The sequence below is a fragment of the Janthinobacterium sp. PSRC1-1 genome, from assembly GCF_049897525.1.
In the GTDB taxonomy this organism is placed as follows: domain Bacteria; phylum Pseudomonadota; class Gammaproteobacteria; order Burkholderiales; family Burkholderiaceae_D; genus Janthinobacterium; species Janthinobacterium tructae.
On the sequence record NZ_JAFCWK010000004.1, the window covers coordinates 479,327 to 497,285 of the forward strand.

The following is a 17,959-nucleotide window of genomic DNA, read 5'->3' on the forward strand; positions in this document are numbered from 1 at the left end:
CACGAACCTCGTTCAACATCTTTGAAAGCATAAAATGAGCAAACAACTTCAAGACGCCTACATCGTCTCTGCAACCCGCACCCCGATCGGCAAGGCGCCGCGCGGCATGTTCAGAAACACCCGCCCGGACGACCTGCTGGTGCGCGTGCTGCAATCGGCCCTGGCGCAAGCGCCTGGCCTCGACCCGGCGCTGATCACCGACGCCATCATCGGCTGCTCGTTCCCGGAAGCGGAGCAGGGCTTCAATATTGCGCGTAACTCGGTGCTGCTGGCCGGCTTGCCGAAAACCGTGGGCGGCGTCACCGTCAACCGTTACTGCGCTTCGGGCATCACGGCCATTGCCATGGCGGCCGACCGCATCCGCGTGGGCGAAGCCGACGTGATGATCGCCGGCGGCATCGAATCGATGTCGATGGTGCCGATGATGGGCCATCACCCATCGATGAACCTGGACATGTTCAGCGATGAAAACATCGGCATGGCCTACGGCATGGGCTTGACGGCCGAAAAAGTGGCGCAGCAATGGAAAGTGTCGCGCGAACAGCAGGACGCGTTCTCCGTTGAATCGCACCGCCGCGCCATCGCCGCGCAGCAAGCCGGTTTCTTCAAGGCCGAAACGACGCCCGTCGAAATCATCACGCGCACGCCGAACCTGGCTACCGGCCAAGTCGATGTATCGCGCCGCACGGTCGACACCGACGAAGGCGCGCGCGCCGATTCGTCGATGGAGTCGCTGGGCAAACTCAAACCCGTGTTTGCCGCCAAGGGCACCGTCACGGCCGCCAACAGCTCGCAGATGTCCGACGGCGCCGGCGCGCTGCTGATCGTCAGCGAAAAAATCCTGCGCGAACATAACCTGACCCCGCTGGCGAAATTCTCCTCGTTCGCCGTGCGCGGCGTGCCGCCGGAAATCATGGGCATCGGTCCGAAATTCGCCATTCCCGCGGCGTGCGCCGCCGCCGGCATCACGCAAGACCAGCTGGACTGGATCGAGCTGAACGAAGCGTTTGCCGCGCAAGCCCTGGCCGTCATCGGCGACCTGGGCCTGGACCCATCGAAGGTCAACCCGATGGGCGGCGCGATCGCCCTGGGCCACCCGCTGGGCGCCACCGGTGCCATCCGCGCCGCCACCGTGATCCACGCGCTGCAGCGCACCAAGCAGAAGTACGGCATGGTCACGATGTGCGTGGGTGCCGGCATGGGCGCCGCCGGAATTTTTGAACGCGTATAAGCTTGACGGACTAAAGCAATACAACAGGGCGCTGCGGGATTACCCCGGCGCCCTTTATCTTTTTGGAGACGACATGGATATTGTGTGCAGCAAGAGCGAGGGCATTCTGACCCTGGAATTCAACCGCCTGGAACGCAAGAATGCGATCACGGGCGCCATGTACCAGACCCTGGCCGATGCGCTGGTGGCGGCCGAGACCGACGATGCAGTACGCGCCATCCTGATCTGCGGCAAGCGCGAGATTTTCACGGCCGGCAACGACCTCGATGACTTCATGAAGACGGCGCGCCCGAAGGATGGCTCGCTCGACCATGACCGTCCCGTGTTCCAGTTCATGCGCGCCCTGTACGGCAGCAGCAAGCCCGTGGTGGCGGCCGTCTCCGGCCCGGCCATCGGCATCGGCACAACGTTACTGATGCACTGCGACCTGGTGTATGCGGCCGACAACGCCAGCTTCTCGATGCCGTTCACGCAGCTGGGCCTGTGCCCGGAATTCGGTTCCAGCCTGCTGCTCACGCAACTGGCCGGCTACCCGCGCGCGGCGGAAAAGCTGATGCTGGGCGAAGCGTTCCCGGCCAGCGAAGCGCTGGAAATGGGCCTGGTGTCGAAAGTCGTGCCCCTGTACGACCTGATGACGTTCGCGCAAGGCCAGGCCGCCAAGCTGGTGGCCCTGCCGGCAGCGTCCATCCGCGCCACCAAGCGCCTGATGAAGCAAAGCCGCATGGAACCGATGAAGGCCGCCATCGCCGACGAAAACAAACTGTTCAGCGCCATGCTGGGCGGCGCCGAAGCGAAGGAAGCGTTTACGGCCTTCTTTGAAAAGAGGAAGCCGGATTTTAAGAAGTTTGCCTGAGCTGACCGCCGGGGTCAGACCCCCGCGCCCGTGAGTGCAAGCCGCTGAGTTGGCGGCCTTGAGGGTCTGACCCCAGAATTTGTTTCTGGGTTTCATTTGAACTAGACGACTGGTCTAATTGTGCTACAATCATTGCATGAAAGCTGAATACACCGACGTGCGCCAGCACATTATCGACCAGGGCAAGGCCATCATCACGCGCAAGGGTTTTGCCGGCGTGGGGCTGAACGAGATTTTGTCGGCCGCCGATGTGCCCAAGGGCTCGTTCTACCATTACTTCAAGTCCAAGGAATTGTTTGGCGAGGCGATGCTGGAAGATTACGTCACGGGCTACCTGGCAGGGATGGAAGACGTGCTGGGCCAGCCTGGCCGCAGCGCGGCGCAGTCGCTGATGGATTACTGGGCCAGCTGGACCAGCGAGAGCCTCGATGGCAGCGCTTGCGATTGCCGTTGCCTGGTGGTCAAGCTCAGCAGCGAAGTGGCGGACATGTCCGAACCGATGCGCGTGGCGCTGCTCGACGGCACCCACCGCATCATCGCCAGGCTGGCCCTGGCCATCGCGCGGGGCAGGGTGGACGCTTCGCTGCCAACGGTGGCCGATCCGGGGCAAATGGCCGCCACCTTGTACCAGCTGTGGCTGGGCGCGGCCATGCTGACCAAGCTGCGGCGCGACGCCAGCGCCTTGCAAACGGCCTGGCAGGCGACCCTGGACATGCTGCAGCTGTCGCCGGACAGCTACCGATAGGCAGCAAACAAAGCAAGCCAGCAAGCGGACGTAGCACGTCCGCGCTTTTTTGAATGAATTGTAGACGACCAGTCTAATAATAAGGAGCGACAGCATGAAAAATTTTGAATTCCATAACCCGACCCGTATCGTCTTCGGTCTTGATACCGTCGCCAAATTGTCCACCCTGGTGCCGCACGATGCGCGCGTGCTGATCTTGTACGGCGGCGCCAGTGCGGAAAAGACCGGCACCCTGGCCGAAGTGCGCGCTGCGCTGGGCCAGCGCACGGTGCAGGAGTTTGGCGGCATCGAACCCAATCCCAGCTATGAAACCCTGATGCGCGCCGTCGCCCTGGTACGCGACGAGAAAGTGGACTTCCTGCTGGCCGTCGGCGGCGGCTCCGTGATCGATGGCACCAAGTTCGTCGCCGCCGCCGCCCTGTACGACGGCGAGCCGTGGGAAATCGCCGAGCGCGGCGGCGCCAACGTGCAGCGCGCCCTGCCGTTCGGCACGGTGCTGACCTTGCCGGCCACGGGGTCGGAAATGAACAACGGCGGCGTGGTGACGAAAAAAGCCACGCATGACAAGCTGAGTTTCCGCAGTCCGCTGCTGTACCCGCAATTTTCCGTGCTCGACCCCAGCAAGACGTTTACCTTGCCGGCCACGCAGGTGGCCAATGGCCTGGTCGACGCCTTTGTCCACACGACGGAACAGTATTTGACCTATCCGGTGCAGGCGATGGTGCAGGACCGCTTTGCCGAAGGCTTGCTGCAGACCCTGGTCGAGATCGCGCCGCAGGCGATCGCCGCGCCCGACGATTACGATACCCGCGCCAACCTGATGTGGACCGCCACCCTGGCCCTGAATGGCCTGATTGGCGCCGGCGTGCCGCAGGACTGGGCCACCCACATGATCGGCCACGAGCTGACGGCCCTGTACGACATCGACCACGCGCGCACCCTGGCCCTGGTACTGCCGGCACTGCTGGACGTACAGCGCGAGCCGAAACGCGGCAAATTGCTACAGTATGGCGAGCGTGTCTGGAACATCACGGAGGGCAGCGACGACGAGCGCATCGACATGGCCATCGCCAGCACCCGCGCCTTCTTTGAAGGCCTGGGCATCCCGACCCGTTTGTCCGCTTACCAGCTGGGCCAGGAAGCGGTGGAAGCGGTACTGAAACAATTGGCAGCACATGGCATGACCTCCCTCGGCGAACACCGCGATATCGACCTCGCGCGCAGCCGCCGTATCCTCGAAGCAGCACTGTAACCCTGACATAAAAGGACACAACATGAACATCCTGATGGTACTGACCTCGCACGATCAACTCGGCGACACTGGCAAGAAAACCGGCTTCTGGCTGGAAGAATTCGCCGCGCCTTACTATGCCTTGCAGGAAGCGGGCGCGAAGCTGACGGTGGTGTCACCCAACGGCGGCCAGCCGCCGCTGGACCCGAAAAGCGACGAGGCCGATTCGCAAACGGACGCCACGCGCCGTTTCAAGCAGGACGCCGCTGCGCAAGCCGTGCTGGCCAACACGGGTAAGCTGGCCGACGTGAAGGCGGCCGACTTTGACGCCGTGTTTTACCCGGGCGGCCATGGTCCGCTGTGGGACCTGGCCGAAGATCCGCACTCGATCGCGCTGATCGAACAGATGATCGCCGCCGGCAAGCCCGTCGCCGCCGTCTGCCACGCGCCCGGCGTGTTGCGCCATGTGAAGGCGGCGGATGGCACGCCGCTGGTGCGCGGCAAGCAGGTGACGGGCTTTACGAATACCGAGGAAGACGCCGTCGGCTTGACGGCCATCGTGCCCTTCCTGGTCGAGGACATGCTGAAGGCAAACGGCGGCGTCTACTCGAAGCTGGGCGACTGGCAGCCGTACGCCGTCACCGATGGCTTGCTGGTCACGGGCCAGAATCCCGCGTCGTCGGAAGCGGCCGCCCAGGCGCTGCTCAAGCTGCTGGCCTGATGCTCGGCTAGTGCCGGGCGGTCATGCCCGCCAGGAGCAGGCCGACCGAGGCATGCCAGGCTGTCTCGCTGGCGGGCCTGCCCGCCAGCGCATAGCCGTGCAGGAAATCGACGAGCGCGTCGCGCCCGCGCAGCCGGGTTTTTTTGTCCAGCGCGAGCCCGTCGACGGCCTGCTCGAACAGCGCCGTGAACCGCTCGGCCACGTCGGCTTGTTCCACCAGCCCGCGCGCCATCAGGCGCACGAAATACGGCGTGGCGCTGACCAGTTCCAGGTACAGCGCGCACAGCGCGAGCAGGCGGCGCTGCGGCCCCTGGCGTTGGTTAAACGGCGGCTGGTGCGGATCGAGCGCGGCAAAACGCTGCGCCATCAAGGCCAGCAATAATTCCTCTTTTCCCGCGTAGTAGTGATACACGGCCATGGCGTCGACGCCCAGGCTGTGCGCCAGCGCGCGCATGGAAAATGCTTCGCCTTGTTCTTCCAGCAGGGCCAGGGCAGCGTGCAGGATGCTGGCGCTGTCCAGCGCGGGCGCGGCGCGGCGCGGACGCCCGGCGCGGCGCACGGGAGAGGTGATGGCTTGAATTTTTTCGGTTTTCATGGGCATAATTCTACACTGTAGAATTAATCGGGGAGTGCTTCATGCAAAAACCTTTCGTCAGTGCCTTTCTCGGCATCAGCATCGATGGCTGTATCGCGGGAGAGAATGGCGACCTGTCCTGGCTGGCCGAGCTGGCGCCCGACTCGCCCGACGCCACCGGCTACACGGCCTTGATGGAGCAGGTCGATACCCTGCTGATCGGCCGCACCACGTATGACGCCGTGCTGGGGTTCGAGCCGTGGCCGTATGCGGGCAAGCGCGTGGTGGTATTGAGCCACCGCGACTTCGCGCCACGCCATGGCGAGCAGCGCCGCGAAGGCGGCGTGCGCGCAGTGCTGGAGGGGCTGGCAGAGGAGGGCTGCCGCCACGTGTATCTCGATGGCGGCGCCGTCATCCGCGCTGGTTTGCGCGAAGGCGTCATCGACAGTGTCACCTTGTCCGTGCTGCCCGTGGTGCTGGGCAAGGGCGTGCGCCTGTTCGAGGATGGCTTGCCGCGCAGCGACTGGCGCCTGGACGGCACGCGCCAGCTGCCCAGCGGCGTGGCGCAGCTGCGCTATCGAAAAAATTACACCGCGCTGGCGATGTCGACGATGAAGCCGGGATCGTAGCGTTCGTTCTCGGGCGTGCCGTCCGGCCGCTTGTAGCCGCAGGGGTTGCACACGACGCGGCACTCGCCTATCTGGTAGTCGAGCGAGGCGTGCATGTGGCCATGCACCCACAGGTCCGCCTGCGCCACCAGGTCGTCCAGCTGCGAGGCGAAGGCGGGCGAGCCCAGGTTCGTCGCGTACTGCTCTTCCACCGACAGCATCGAGGGCGCCATGTGCGTGATGACGACGGTCTTGCCGGCGAACGGTTGCGCCAGTTGCCCGGCTAGCCAGGTCTTGTGCCGCGCGTGCAGCTGCGCCGTGTCGGCCGCGCACAAGAGGCGCGGCGCGTCGCCACCCGTGCTGATGCGCTTGTAGTCGGGCATATAGGCTTGCGCCGCGTTAAGCGCTTCTTCCTGGCGCTCGGCGCCGAACAGCAGAAAATCCGTCCACAGCGTGATGCCGAGAAAACGCACGCCGTGCAAGACCACGGCGTCGCCGTCGAGCAGGCCGATGTTGGCGCCCTGCGCATTCGCGCTGGCACAGGCGTCGCGCACGGCGTCCTGCATGTGTTCGAGCTGGTGCCCATAGCCCTCGTGATTGCCGTGCACATACAGCACGGGCAGGGCGCCGAAGGTGCGCGCGGCCCAGGCGATGGCATGGTTGCCCGTGGCGATGTCGCCGGCCAGGATCACCACGTCGGGGCGGCTGGTGGCAAGGTCGATGGCGGGCGTGTCTTCACCCCAGACTTCCAGGTGCAGGTCGGACAGGATCAGCAAACGCATGGCAGTGGGCGCGGCAAGGCGCGCGGCAGTCGATGGGCCTCTATCGTAGCGCAAGTGGCCGCGTCCGTCCGCTTGACCGCGCCAGGCTGGCGACGTTACTCTATGGCATCGATTCATCCCGCCTATCTTCCTGGAGCCGCATGCCGCCTTTCTTCTTTCCCAAGACCTTGCTCAGTATCGCGCTGGCCGCCATGGCGCTGCCGTTGACGGCGCATGCCGCCACGCCCGCCATCGATCCTTTGACGCAGCCGATCGCCTCGCCGTATGCGGCGCAGTGGAACCGTGCGCAGCAACCGGCGCGCATCCACGGCGACACCTATTACGTGGGCGTGGGCGGTTTGAGCGTGGTGCTGATCGATACGCGCGCAGGCCTGATCCTGATCGATGGTGCCTTGCCGCAATCGGTGGCCGCCATCAAGGAACATATCCTCGAGCTGGGCTTTCGCCTGCAAGACATCAAGTTCATCCTGAATACGGAAGCGCATTTCGACCATTCGGGCGGCATCGCCGCCCTGGCCCGCGACAGCGGCGCGCAAGTGGTGGCCAGTCCGCTGGGAGCGGAGGCGCTGCGCGCGGGAGCGGTGCTCGCCATGGACCCGCAAGCGGGCGAAATCGATCCCATGCCGGCCGTGGAAAACGTGCGCGAGATCGCCGATGGCGAAACCCTGCAACTGGGCGACGTGACCATCACGGCGCGCTACACGCCCGGGCATACGCCGGGCAGCACCAGCTGGACCTGGGTCTCGTGCGAGGATGCGCAGCGTCAGGAATGCCTGAACGTGGTGTTCGGCGCCAGCCTCACGCCGGTGGCGGCCGATGATTTTCATTACCTGGGCGATGAGCGCCACGCGGACCTGACGCCGGCCTTCCGCCGCGTCATGCAGGACTTCGCCAAACTGCCGTGCGACATCCTGATCTCGGCCCACCCCGACCACTCCGGCGGCGACGGCAAGCTGACGCAATTGCTGGAAGGCGTCACGCCGAATCCCTTCATCGATGCGCAGGCGTGCCGCCATTACGCTGCCAAAAATGAAGCCAAGCTCGATGCCCGCATCGCGAAAGAAAAAGCGGCTGCGACAAATTAACAACGTTGGCGCATGCGCCATGAAAATCAAAGTGAAAACCACGCCCAAGCCGCGCAATCGGCTGGTGGCGGCCGGCAAGCACCGCCTGCAGCAATGGCTGGCGGGGCGTTTGAAGCCTGACGATTAGCGGGCCGGCAGCTCGACGATGAAGTTCGGATCAAAAGCGGGATTTTGCGGCGTGCCGCTGCGCGTCTTGTAGCCGCAGGGGTTGGCTACGACGCGGCACTGGCCGATCCGATAGTCGCGCGAGACGTGGAGGTGGCCATGCACCCACAGGTCCGCCTGCGCGGCCAGCTCGTCCAGGCGCGAAGCATAGGCGGGCGAACACGCTTCTCTGCCGTAGGCATCATCGACCGACAGCAGCGACGGCGCCATGTGGCTGATGACCACCGTGCGGCCTTCGAAGGGCTGCGCCAGTTCGTGCGCCAGCCAGGCTTTTTGCTGCGCGTGGAACATGGCCGTATCGGCCGCGCGCAGCTTGCGATAACCCATGTTGGCCAGGCGGATGCGCTGGTAGTCGTTCATGATGGTTTCCGCATCGCGCATGGCCGCTTGCCGCGTGTCGTCGCCCAGCAGGCGGAAATCCGTCCACAGGGTGGCGCCCAGGAAGCGCACGGCGTTGCCGGCCTGGCCGGTGATGACATGGCTGTCGGCGTCGAGAAAATGCACGTTCTGCGTGGCGGCGCAGGCGCTGCGCAGCTCCTGGCGCACCTTGTCCAGATGGTGGCCATAGCCTTCGTGGTTGCCATGCACGTACAGCACCGGCAGGCCCGCAAACGTACTGGCCGCCCAGGCGACGGCGCGGGTGCCCGTGTCGATGTCGCCGGCCAGGATCACGGCGTCGGGACGGCTGAGCGCGAGGTCGCCTTGCGGCGCATCCTCGCGCCATAACTCATGGTGCAGGTCCGACAAGATCAATAAACGCATGCGGTATCCGGGCGATTGGCGAGTACGCCATCGTACCTGAAAAGCCTCACTCTTCCTCCAGCGCGGCGAAGCCGTGCGCCAGGTAGTCGATCAGCGCGCGCACGGCCGGCAGCAGGCCGCGCCGCGACGGGAAGACGGCGTGGATGATTTCGCGCTGCGGCCGCCATTGCGCCATCAGTGGCAGCAGGCTGCCATTGGCCACCTGCGCGGTGATCATCATGGTCGGCAGCTGCACCACGCCCACGCCGGCCACGGCCGCGTCGCGCAGGGTCAGCATGTCGCCCGTGACGAAGCGCGGCGTGTGGCGCAGCTGGGCGCGCGCGCCATCGGGGCCATGCAAATCCCACTGGTACTGTTGTTGCGGCGTGCCCAGGGCCAGGCTGGGCCAGTCGGCAAGGTCGGCCGGCGCTTGCGGCAGCGTCGCGCCGGCGAACAGCAGCGGGCTGCCCACCATGCACTGGCTGCGTTCGGCCAGCACGCGCAGCACCAGGTCGCTGTCGGGCAGCGGCGGCGGGCGCACGCGGATGGCCACGTCGATGCCCTCGGCCACCAGATCGACGCGGCGGTTGCTCGCTTCGAGCAGCACGGTCACCTGCGGATGCTCGCGCATGAAACCGGCCAGCATGGGCGCGACCAGGGAATGGAGCAGGGCGATGGGGCAGGACAGGCGCACCGTGCCGCGCGGCGCCGCCCGCGTCAGCTCGATCGCTTCCTGCGCCGCCTCCGCTTCCACCAGCATGGCCTTGCAATGCTCGTAAAACGTCTGGCCCACGTCGGTGACGGAAAAATGCCGCGTCGTGCGCTGCAGCAGGCGCACGCCGAGCCGCTCTTCGAGCAGCGCGATGCGCCGGCTCAGTGTGGATTTCGGCATGCCCAGCTTGCGCCCGGCCGGGGCGAAGCCGCCATGATCGACCACCTGCACAAAGTAATACAAGTCATTCAGGTCCTGCATGCCGCCTCCTTGATCGTTCTATTTTTGGAACGCTGATGGCGAATTTTACCGTCTACCGCCTTCATCGTTGCAAGCGTATTCTGTCTCCATCGTATGGCAACCCCCAACAGGAGATCGAGATGAACACAGTCACAGGTATCTACAGCGCACCACGCCAGCACTGGGTCGGCGACGGTTTTCCCGTGCGCTCGATGTTTTCCTACGGCGGCCATGGCAAGCAGCTGAGTCCCTTCCTGCTGCTCGACTATGCCGGCCCTGCCGAATTTGCTCCCGGCACGCGTCCGCCCGGCGTCGGCTCGCACCCGCACCGGGGCTTTGAAACGGTGACCATCGTCTACCAGGGCGAAGTGGCGCACCGCGATTCGACGGGCCAGGGCGGCGTGATCGGCCCCGGCGACGTGCAGTGGATGACGGCCGGTGCCGGCATCGTGCATGAAGAGTTTCATTCGCCCGCCTTCACGCAGTCGGGCGGCACGCTGGAAATGGTGCAGCTGTGGGTGAACCTGCCGGCGAAAGACAAGATGACGGCGCCCGGCTACCAGGCGATTAGCAGCGAGACGATTCCCACGGTGGCGCTGCCGGACGGCGGCGGTTCCGTGCGCGTGATCGCCGGCGACTTCGACGGCCAGCATGGCCCGGCCCGCACGTTCTCGACTATGCAGGTGTGGGACGTGCGCCTGGCGCAGCGCAAGCTGACGCAGCTGCCGGTGCACGCCGGCTGGAGTACGGCGCTGATCGTCCTGCACGGCACGGTACTGGTGAATGGCGAGAGCGTGGTGCGCGAAGCGCAGATGGCGCTGTTCGAACGCGATGGCGACAGCATCACCGTCGAGGCGAACAGCGACGCCGTGGTGCTGCTGCTGAGCGGCGAGCCGATCGATGAGCCCATCGTCGGCCATGGCCCCTTCGTCATGAATACGGAAACGGAAATCGCGCAGGCGTTCGAGGACTTCAACAGCGGCCGCTTCGCCCGCATCGCGACGTAATGTGTACCGTCTCCACCGCATCCCGTGACACCAGGCGTGCAAAAGCCGGATATCCTCGCGGCCGCTGCCAGGGATTGAACGCCGCTACGGCGCTTCGTAGCTGTTGCGTATCGCCGCCAGCGCGCCGCGCTGTTCCAGGTGCGTGATGGCGGTGTTCATGCGCGCCAGGTCGGCGGCGCTGGTCGTGCGCGCATTGAGCATCAGGTGCACGGGGGCGCGCAGGACCAGGAAGGGCAGGGTGTTCAAGGCAACGCCCTGCAGGCGCGCTTCGTGGCGCACGGCCAGCACGTCGCCCAGCAGCAGGTCGGCGCGGTCCGCCTCGAGCATGCGCACGCCCTGCTGGAAGCTGCCGAAGGTATTCAGTCGACCTGCCTTTTCCAGCGCCGGCCGGGCCGCCGCATACTGCGCGCCATACCAGCCCACTTTGGGCGCCAGCAAGGTCGCCTTGCCGCGCGCGAGCTGCGCGAAGCTGCCGACATGGCGCTGCGCTGCGTGCGTACCGGCCTTGCCGAAGATGCCCACGGTTTCGTCGCGATAGCTCACGCTGAAACGCGCATACGCATGGCGCTCCGAGGTGTCGGAGGCGGCCAGCATCAGGTCCAGCTCCCCTTTCTGGAACAGCAACTGGCGCCGCGCCGTGGGCAGTTCCGGCAGGGTGACGAGGGTGCAGTGTGCTTCCTTGAAAATGGCGCGCAGCAGTTCCAGGTCCAGGCCCGTAGCGCGGCCCTGGGCATCGCGGTAGAGATACGGCGGCCACTGTTCCAGCGCCATGGTCATGCGGCAAGCTACGGCGGGCAGGGCGGATATGCCGAGCACTGCCGCAAACAGGAGATGGCGCATGCGCATAAGAGAGCTTCCTGGAGTTTCAACTTGATATTCAATTTGCCAGAATGGCCATGGAAGTCAAGGGCTGCGGCGGCTGAAGGCTGGCCTGGTTCGCATTTCCTCGATATTGGCGCGTTTTTTGCCGCTTTCTCCCCTGGTTTCGCCTCCAGCGTGGCGAACACCGGGTAGTGTAATCGGCTATAGTGGCGCGGTGCCACCACTGCCCCGCAAAGGAAATCCGCTTGACTCCCCCGCTCGAGATCGCCGCCAATGTGCTGATGACTGCCTCCATCATTCTGGCCGGACGCAATAATATTCATTCCTGGTGGATCGGCATCGTCGGCTGCGTGCTGTTTGCCGTGCTGTTTTTCCAGGTTAATCTGTACGCCGACGTGATGCTGCAGCTGTTTTTCATCGTCACCTGCGTCATCGGCTGGCTGCAATGGCGGCGTGGCGCCGGCGGCAAACCGTTGCCGATCACGCGCACGGGCTGGCGCAGCCTGGCCTGGGTGGTGCCAGCCGGCATCGCTTCCGTGGTGATCTACGGCATGTTGCTGCACCGGTTTACGAATGCCTACGCGCCCTTCATCGATTCGGCAGTGTTGGTATTTAGCATCATCGCGCAATTCTTGCTGATGAACCGGCGCATCGAAACCTGGGCCTTCTGGCTGCTGGTCAATACCGTGGCCGTGCCGCTCTATTACAGCCGCGGCCTGCACCTGACGGCCGTGCTGTATGCGGCGTACTGGGTCAACGCCCTGATTTCCTGGTACTGGTGGGGCGTGCAGGCACGCCGCGCGGCGGCCGCGCCGCAGGCGATGGCCGACGCCTGATATTGCCAAACGCCAAGTCCTTAGATTCAAATCGTATATACAATCAATTTTTAATTCGTTCACGCCATAAAGACACCGGGATATAGTGGCATTTCCCCGCTTACCGGTGTCTTTTATGTTGCGCTTTAGTCTTTCCGCCTGTTTTTATGCCGCCCCGCACCAGCTGACCATGCAATGCATGGCGCAGTCGATGCCGGTGCGTGCCCGTCCACGCATCCCGTAATTCCTGCATACCCCCGTCGTCGTTTTGCCCGCTGGCCCATCCGGTCCGCGTGTCCCTGCTCGGCCTTTTTTATCTGAAAAAGGCTGCAATCCCAATAAGAGGAAACCATGTTCAAACCACTCGCCATCAGTCTTGCCATTGCCGCCGCCTTTCCCGCTTTCCCTACCCTTGTCCACGCCGAAGAGGACATGCTGCGGGTCAACGTCACCGGCTCGAATATCCGCGTCAGCGAAAAGGAGGGCGCCAGCGCGGTGCAGGTCATCACGGCCAAGGAGTTGAAAGCCAGCGGCAAGACCAGCGTGTCGGATGTGCTGCGCGCCATCTCCGCCAACAGCGGCAACAGCTACAACGAACAATATACGGGCAGTTTCTCGGCCGGCACCTCGGGCCTGTCGCTGCGCGGCATCGGCCAGAAAAATACCCTGATCCTCGTCAATGGCAAGCGCGTGGCCAGCTATGCGACGGCGCAAAACCTGCAGGAAACCTTTGTCGACCTGAACAGCTTGCCGATGGCGGCCGTGCAGCGCATCGAGGTGCTCAAGGATGGCGCCTCGTCCGTCTACGGCTCCGACGCCGTGGCCGGCGTGGTCAACATCATCCTGTACCAGGAATTCACGGGCACGGACATCACGGCGCAGTGGGGCGGCTCGACCGAAGGCACGGGCCAGCATGAAAAGAGCGCGGCGCTGCAGACGGGTTTCGGCAAGCTCGAGGAAGACGGCTACAGCCTGGTCTTCTCGGTCGATGCGCAGCAGCGCGACAAGCTGCAGCAAAGCGACGTGGCGTGGATGCGCGATGCGGACTTCCGCCAGCAGCAGCGGGGCAGCCTGGGCTGGGCCATCACCAATTACGCGGGCACCGACCCGACCCGCACCCTGGGCGGCGTGCGTGGACCACTGCAACTGGTCAATTATGGCGATATCACGCCCGGCAAGACGGGGAACGTGCTGGCGTACAACCCGTCGCCGTATAAAACCCTGATTCCCGGCATCGAGCGCATCCACACGGCCGCGCGCGCCACCTTCAAACTGAACGCGGACACGCAAGCGTATGTCGACTTGCTGCACAGCTATTCGCGCGCCGACCAGACCTTCAGCGCGCCGCTCACCGTCAACAATGCCACGCGCGTGTGGAACAACGCCACCCAGGCGCTCGACACGATCCCCGTCGTGCTGCCTGTCGGCCATCCGAACAATCCGGGCGCCACGCCGCTGCCGTTCACGGCTACCCTGTTCGACCTGGGACCGCGCCTGAAGCAGGACAAGGTCACCTTCTACCGCGCGCTGGCCGGTGCCAAGGGCACCCTGGCGGGCTGGGACTGGGATGCGGCCGTGGGCCACTCGAGCAGCAAGCTGGAGGAAACCGTGCAGAACTTCGTCAACCGCTATGCATTCCAGAAGGTGCTGGCCGACGGCAGCTATAACTTCTTTGACCAGTCGCAAAACAGCGAAGCGGTGCGCAACCGCCTGCGCCTGTCGACCCTGCGTCCGGCCGAGTCGACCCTCGACACCGTCGACTTTTCGGCCGCGAAAGACTTGTGGCAGCTGCCGGCCGGTCCGCTGGGCTTTGCCGCCGGCGCGCAGTGGCGCCGCGAAAAGATGGATTCGCAAACCTCGACGGCCGTGCTGTCGGGCACGGAGCTGCGCCCGGCGATCAACATCATCAACGGCTCGCGCAGCGTGTCGGCCCTGTTTGCCGAATTCAACGTGCCGGTGCTGAAAGACCTGTCCGTCAACGTGGCGGGCCGCGCCGACCATTACAGCGATTTCGGCAATGCGTTTTCGCCGAAAGCCAGCGCGCGCTACCAGGCCGCGCCGTGGCTGCTGGTGCGCGGCACCGTGTCGCGCGGCTTCCGTGCGCCGTCGCTGCCGGAAATCACGCAAAGCACGGCCGTCAGCTATGTCAGCGTGCTCGATCCGAAGGACCCCGTCACACCGACGCAGACGCGCGGCGTGACGGCCATTACCATCGCCAATACGGCGCTGCGTCCGGAGCGGTCGAATAACCTGAACCTGGGCGTGGTGGTCTCGCCGACCAGCAGCTCGAGCATCGGCCTCGATTACTACCGCATCAAGCAAGATGGCGTGATCGGCACGGAAAGCGCCACCACCACGCTGGCCAATGAAGCGTCGGCGCCGCAGAAGATCACGCGCGACGCCGATGGCCGCATCACGACCCTGTACCGCCAGTACCGCAACCAGGGACAGCGTGAAGTGTCGGGCATCGACCTCGACCTGCGCCAGCGCTTCGTCGACCAGGACTGGGGCAAGCTGACCCTGGCCGGCCAGCTGAGCCGCGTGCTGCGCTTTGCCGAGCCGCTGTCCGATGGCGCACCGCTGACGAACGGCGCCGGCACCAATGATTTCGGCTCCATCCCGAAATGGCGCGGCGTCACCTCGGCCACCTGGGAGCAGGGCAAGTGGTCATCCACGCTGACCTGGAACTACGTGGGCAGCTATGCGCAAAACACGCATCCCGATGAATCGGTGGCCGCGTTCAGCACCTTCGACGTGACCAGCAGCTGGCAGGTGACACCCAAGGCGAACGTCACCTTCATCGTGCAAAACCTGGCCAACAAACGCGCGCCGTGGGATTACTCAGCCTCGGGCTTCGACTATACACAGGCCGACCCGCGCGGCCGTTTCGCCTCGCTCAAGCTGAACTACAAGTTCTGATCTGCAGTGCTAATGCCCGTTTGACACCTGCCGCTGGCCCGTCTGCTCCTGCAGGCGCTGGCGGTAGGCGCTGGGTGTCATGCCCATACGCTCGCGGAAGGCGGTGGCGAAGTTGCCCGCGTTGTGAAAGCCGATCAGCAGGGCGATATCCTGCACGTCGATGTCTGTCTGCTGCAGCAATGCCACGCCGCGGGCGATGCGCGCTTCGCGGATGAAGGCAAACACCGTCATGCCCGTTTGTTCGCGGAACATCAGGGTCAGCTTTTCGCGGTAGGTGCCCACGCTGCGGGCGATCTCGGACAGGTTGGGCAGGCTGCCCAGGTTGTCGATAATGAGCTGTTTGACCGCATTGACGAACACCAGGTCGGGATGCTGGGGCTTGTCGCGGATAGGCGTCGTGGCTGGCAAGGTACTGTTGCTCTTACGCATCAACCCCAGGTGGATATGGATGCGCGCGGCCAGTTCTTCCGGCGTGAACGGCTTCGAAATATAGTCGACGCCGCCCACCTGCAAGCCCATGATGCGTTCCTTGGCGGCATCGGCGCCGCTGAGAAAGATGACGGGTATCTGTTCCGTTTCGGGATTGGCCTTGAGCAATCGGCATGCCGTGTAGCCATCCATCTCGGGCATGCGCACGTCGAGCAGGATCAGGTCGGGCAGCGTGGCCAATGCCAGCTGGTAGCCCTGGTAACCGTTGAACGCGATGGTGAAACGGTAGGGCTGCTCGCTGAGCAGCTCCATCAGCATGCGTTGCTCGAACGCGGAATCGTCCACGATCAAGATTTTTTTTTTGACGGTTTCGCTGGTCAATGGCATGGCATGGATGACTTAACCAAAAAGCAAGTGTGGCTTATTATGCCTCGCTTTTCCTTTTTTTCTGCTTTTCTCGTGTTTCAAAAGAGGTTTCTCCGCCAGAAGAAGCGGCGATTTCCCAGATCGCTAATAATTCACCCATGCATTGACTTAAAGCAATGTCGATGGTTAAAAAATCTGTTTTGTAAATGCGGCAAAAAAACCGACGCCCTCAGGTTCCTGGCTCTCGGCGCTGATATTTTGTTGTCCTGGTTTGCGTGCCCCAAAAAACGCCGGCAATACCGTGACTATCCTCGACGTCCTTCATATTGACGGGCTCATTAATGATGTTCGATCATCAGGAGGTATCATGTTGCGAGTTATTTCCCCCCACCTTATCGTTGCCGCCAGCACGGCACTGCTGCCGCGTGGCGCCGACACGGCCGTGTATCTGAGCGGCACCGGCGCCCGATACCTGCAAGTCGGGCATCACGGCCACCGTTGACTGTCAAGCCAGGCGCTGCGTGAATGCCGGTTCTGCTTCCCTGATGCTCAAGCTCCGCCTTGTCCGTGCCGAGGCTGGCCCCGTCGCGCAGGAAAACATATGTTTCCGTGTTGCAACTGAGATTTTTTCGATTGTTGTGTTGAATTAATGTGAGGAGATGGTCATGAAACATACCAACTTTAACAATTTGCCTTGCCCGATTGCCCGCAGCCTGGGCAAGGTGGGCGAATGGTGGAGCATCCTCATCCTGCGCGAAGCGTTTTATGGCAAGACGCGCTTCGACGAATTTGAAAAAAGCCTCAAGATCGCGCCCACCATCCTGACGCGCCGCCTGGCCGACCTGGTGGAGGGCGGCTTGATGACGCGCCGCCTGTATTGCGCCAAGCCGCCGCGCTACGACTATGTGCTGAGCAAGTCCGGGCGCGCCTTCAAGCCCGTCTTGCTGGCCTTTATCGCCTGGGGCAATGAAAATTTCGCGCCGGAAGGCGCCAGCCTCGTCATCGCCAGCCGCGACACGGGCCTGGCTGCCGATCCCGTGCTGGTCGATGCCATGACGGGCTTGCCCATCAATGATGAGTACTACGCGTTCGCGCCGGGGCCGGCCGCCAGCGACAGCATGCGCAGCATCATCCTCGATGCGGAAAAAAGCAGCGGCATCGCCCCCAAACCGAAGCCAGCGCCAGCCAACCGGGGCTGGGTGGCGGAAGGGCATCTGGCCTGAGGCGCGACGGCAGGCGAGCAGCAAGTTTGGCGCACAGCAAAGCGTGTACGACGGTATGGCGTTACCGTCGCAGTATGCAACACCAGTGCGGCGCAGGCCCGCTTATGCGGACCGGGCGCCCTCCCTGATCCGCTGTCCGTTGAAGGAGATCTGCGATGAGCATATTGCAACAACACGTACGCCGCGCCGCCACCGTGCTGGCGCTGGCCGCCTTGCTGGGTGCCTGTTCCCATGGTCCGCATCATCCGGGCGGTCATGATGTCACCTTGACTGGCGCGCAGGAAGTGCCGGCCAATACCAGCACGGCCAGCGGCAGCAGCAATATCCGCGTCGCCCACGACCGCAGCGTCAGCGGCGGCGTGCGCTACACGGGCATGCTGGCTACCGTCGCGCATATCCATGAAGCGCCGGTGGGCGCCAACGGCCCCGTCATCGTGCCGCTGGTGAAAACCGCCGAAGGCACGTTTGCCGTACCGGCCGGCACCCTGCTCACGCCGTCCCAGCATGCGAGCTACCAGGCCGGCAACTTGTACGTGAACGTGCACAGCGCCGCCTACCCGGCCGGCGAGATCCGCGCCCAGCTCAAGCCTTAGCCTGCCATCGGCGTTTTCCGGAAACCTCCTTGGGCCGCGCGAGCGGCCTTTTTTTGCGCCAGGGGATGCTGCACGGGGCGCGCTACAATGGTGCTCC

At 64.0% G+C, this 17,959-nt stretch carries 19 protein-coding genes; 13 read left to right on the forward strand and 6 right to left on the reverse strand.

Features of this window, described 5'->3' with window-relative positions; all coding sequences use genetic code 11:
* Positions 1-34: 34 nt before the first annotated feature.
* From ACP7DW_RS11475 to ACP7DW_RS11495, 5 genes are all read left to right on the forward strand, one after another.
* Positions 35-1,231 carry an acetyl-CoA C-acyltransferase gene (locus ACP7DW_RS11475; protein WP_100875372.1) on the forward strand — a complete coding sequence of 399 codons (1,197 nt, stop codon included), beginning with the start codon at positions 35-37 and terminating at the stop codon, positions 1,229-1,231.
* A 73-nt stretch (positions 1,232-1,304) separates the two neighbouring features.
* A complete protein-coding gene (locus tag ACP7DW_RS11480; protein WP_426054910.1) occupies positions 1,305-2,084 on the forward strand; it encodes an enoyl-CoA hydratase in 780 nt (259 codons plus the stop codon).
* 136 nt (positions 2,085-2,220) lie between these two features.
* Positions 2,221-2,829 carry a TetR/AcrR family transcriptional regulator gene (locus tag ACP7DW_RS11485; protein WP_426054909.1) on the forward strand — a complete coding sequence of 203 codons (609 nt, stop codon included), beginning with the start codon at positions 2,221-2,223 and terminating at the stop codon, positions 2,827-2,829.
* Positions 2,830-2,923: 94 nt separating this feature from the next.
* On the forward strand, positions 2,924-4,081 hold the full coding sequence (locus ACP7DW_RS11490) for an iron-containing alcohol dehydrogenase (RefSeq protein WP_426054908.1): 1,158 nt from the start codon (positions 2,924-2,926) through the stop codon (positions 4,079-4,081).
* Positions 4,082-4,103: 22 nt separating this feature from the next.
* Positions 4,104-4,781, forward strand: coding sequence for a type 1 glutamine amidotransferase domain-containing protein (locus tag ACP7DW_RS11495; RefSeq protein ID WP_426054907.1), 678 nt, complete (start codon positions 4,104-4,106; stop codon positions 4,779-4,781).
* Positions 4,782-4,788: 7 nt separating this feature from the next.
* Here the strand turns inward: ACP7DW_RS11495 and ACP7DW_RS11500 are convergent, their stop codons facing one another.
* Positions 4,789-5,376 carry a TetR/AcrR family transcriptional regulator gene (locus ACP7DW_RS11500; RefSeq protein ID WP_426054906.1) on the reverse strand — a complete coding sequence of 196 codons (588 nt, stop codon included), beginning with the start codon at positions 5,374-5,376 and terminating at the stop codon, positions 4,789-4,791.
* 41 nt (positions 5,377-5,417) lie between these two features.
* On the opposite strand from ACP7DW_RS11500, the gene ACP7DW_RS11505 reads away from it, so the two are divergent.
* Positions 5,418-5,984 (forward strand): dihydrofolate reductase family protein, encoded by a 567-nt coding sequence (locus ACP7DW_RS11505; protein ID WP_426054905.1) that lies wholly within the window; start codon positions 5,418-5,420, stop codon positions 5,982-5,984.
* Here ACP7DW_RS11505 and ACP7DW_RS11510 read toward each other — a convergent pair.
* Positions 5,942-6,799 (reverse strand): metallophosphoesterase family protein, encoded by an 858-nt coding sequence (locus ACP7DW_RS11510; RefSeq protein WP_426054904.1) that lies wholly within the window; start codon positions 6,797-6,799, stop codon positions 5,942-5,944. The genes ACP7DW_RS11505 and ACP7DW_RS11510 overlap by 43 nt on opposite strands.
* Positions 6,800-6,885: 86 nt before the next feature.
* Here ACP7DW_RS11510 and bla point away from each other — a divergent pair, with 86 nt between their 5' ends.
* Positions 6,886-7,830 (forward strand): subclass B3 metallo-beta-lactamase, encoded by a 945-nt coding sequence (gene bla / locus ACP7DW_RS11515; RefSeq protein WP_426054903.1) that lies wholly within the window; start codon positions 6,886-6,888, stop codon positions 7,828-7,830.
* A 123-nt stretch (positions 7,831-7,953) separates the two neighbouring features.
* On the opposite strand, the gene ACP7DW_RS11520 is transcribed toward bla, so the two are convergent.
* Positions 7,954-8,757 (reverse strand): metallophosphoesterase family protein, encoded by an 804-nt coding sequence (locus ACP7DW_RS11520; RefSeq protein ID WP_426054902.1) that lies wholly within the window; start codon positions 8,755-8,757, stop codon positions 7,954-7,956.
* A 46-nt stretch (positions 8,758-8,803) separates the two neighbouring features.
* Positions 8,804-9,709, reverse strand: coding sequence for a LysR family transcriptional regulator (locus tag ACP7DW_RS11525; RefSeq protein ID WP_426054901.1), 906 nt, complete (start codon positions 9,707-9,709; stop codon positions 8,804-8,806).
* A 119-nt stretch (positions 9,710-9,828) separates the two neighbouring features.
* Between ACP7DW_RS11525 and ACP7DW_RS11530 the strand changes: the two genes are divergently transcribed.
* Entirely contained in the window at positions 9,829-10,695 is an 867-nt protein-coding gene (locus tag ACP7DW_RS11530; protein WP_426054899.1) for a pirin family protein, read from the forward strand.
* Positions 10,696-10,779: 84 nt separating this feature from the next.
* Here ACP7DW_RS11530 and ACP7DW_RS11535 read toward each other — a convergent pair whose 3' ends face one another.
* A complete protein-coding gene (locus ACP7DW_RS11535; RefSeq protein ID WP_426054898.1) occupies positions 10,780-11,535 on the reverse strand; it encodes a substrate-binding periplasmic protein in 756 nt (251 codons plus the stop codon).
* 227 nt (positions 11,536-11,762) lie between these two features.
* Here ACP7DW_RS11535 and pnuC point away from each other — a divergent pair, with 227 nt between their 5' ends.
* Together pnuC and ACP7DW_RS11545 are read left to right on the forward strand one after the other, a co-directional pair.
* Positions 11,763-12,353, forward strand: a complete 591-nt coding sequence (gene pnuC, locus ACP7DW_RS11540; RefSeq protein ID WP_426054897.1) for a nicotinamide riboside transporter PnuC — start codon at positions 11,763-11,765, stop codon at positions 12,351-12,353.
* Between the two features lie 330 nt (positions 12,354-12,683).
* Positions 12,684-15,251, forward strand: a complete 2,568-nt coding sequence (locus tag ACP7DW_RS11545) for a TonB-dependent receptor (RefSeq protein WP_426054896.1) — start codon at positions 12,684-12,686, stop codon at positions 15,249-15,251.
* A 9-nt stretch (positions 15,252-15,260) separates the two neighbouring features.
* Here the strand turns inward: ACP7DW_RS11545 and ACP7DW_RS11550 are convergent, their stop codons facing one another.
* Positions 15,261-16,067, reverse strand: coding sequence for a response regulator transcription factor (locus ACP7DW_RS11550; protein ID WP_426054895.1), 807 nt, complete (start codon positions 16,065-16,067; stop codon positions 15,261-15,263).
* Positions 16,068-16,413: 346 nt separating this feature from the next.
* On the opposite strand from ACP7DW_RS11550, the gene ACP7DW_RS11555 reads away from it, so the two are divergent.
* The 3 genes from ACP7DW_RS11555 to ACP7DW_RS11565 all read left to right on the forward strand — a co-directional run bounded on the left by ACP7DW_RS11555 (position 16,414) and on the right by ACP7DW_RS11565 (position 17,862).
* On the forward strand, positions 16,414-16,548 hold the full coding sequence (locus tag ACP7DW_RS11555; protein ID WP_426054894.1) for a hypothetical protein: 135 nt from the start codon (positions 16,414-16,416) through the stop codon (positions 16,546-16,548).
* 163 nt (positions 16,549-16,711) lie between these two features.
* Positions 16,712-17,269 (forward strand): winged helix-turn-helix transcriptional regulator, encoded by a 558-nt coding sequence (locus tag ACP7DW_RS11560; protein ID WP_071080157.1) that lies wholly within the window; start codon positions 16,712-16,714, stop codon positions 17,267-17,269.
* 155 nt (positions 17,270-17,424) lie between these two features.
* Entirely contained in the window at positions 17,425-17,862 is a 438-nt protein-coding gene (locus tag ACP7DW_RS11565; protein ID WP_426054893.1) for a CHRD domain-containing protein, read from the forward strand.
* Positions 17,863-17,959 lie beyond the last annotated feature (97 nt).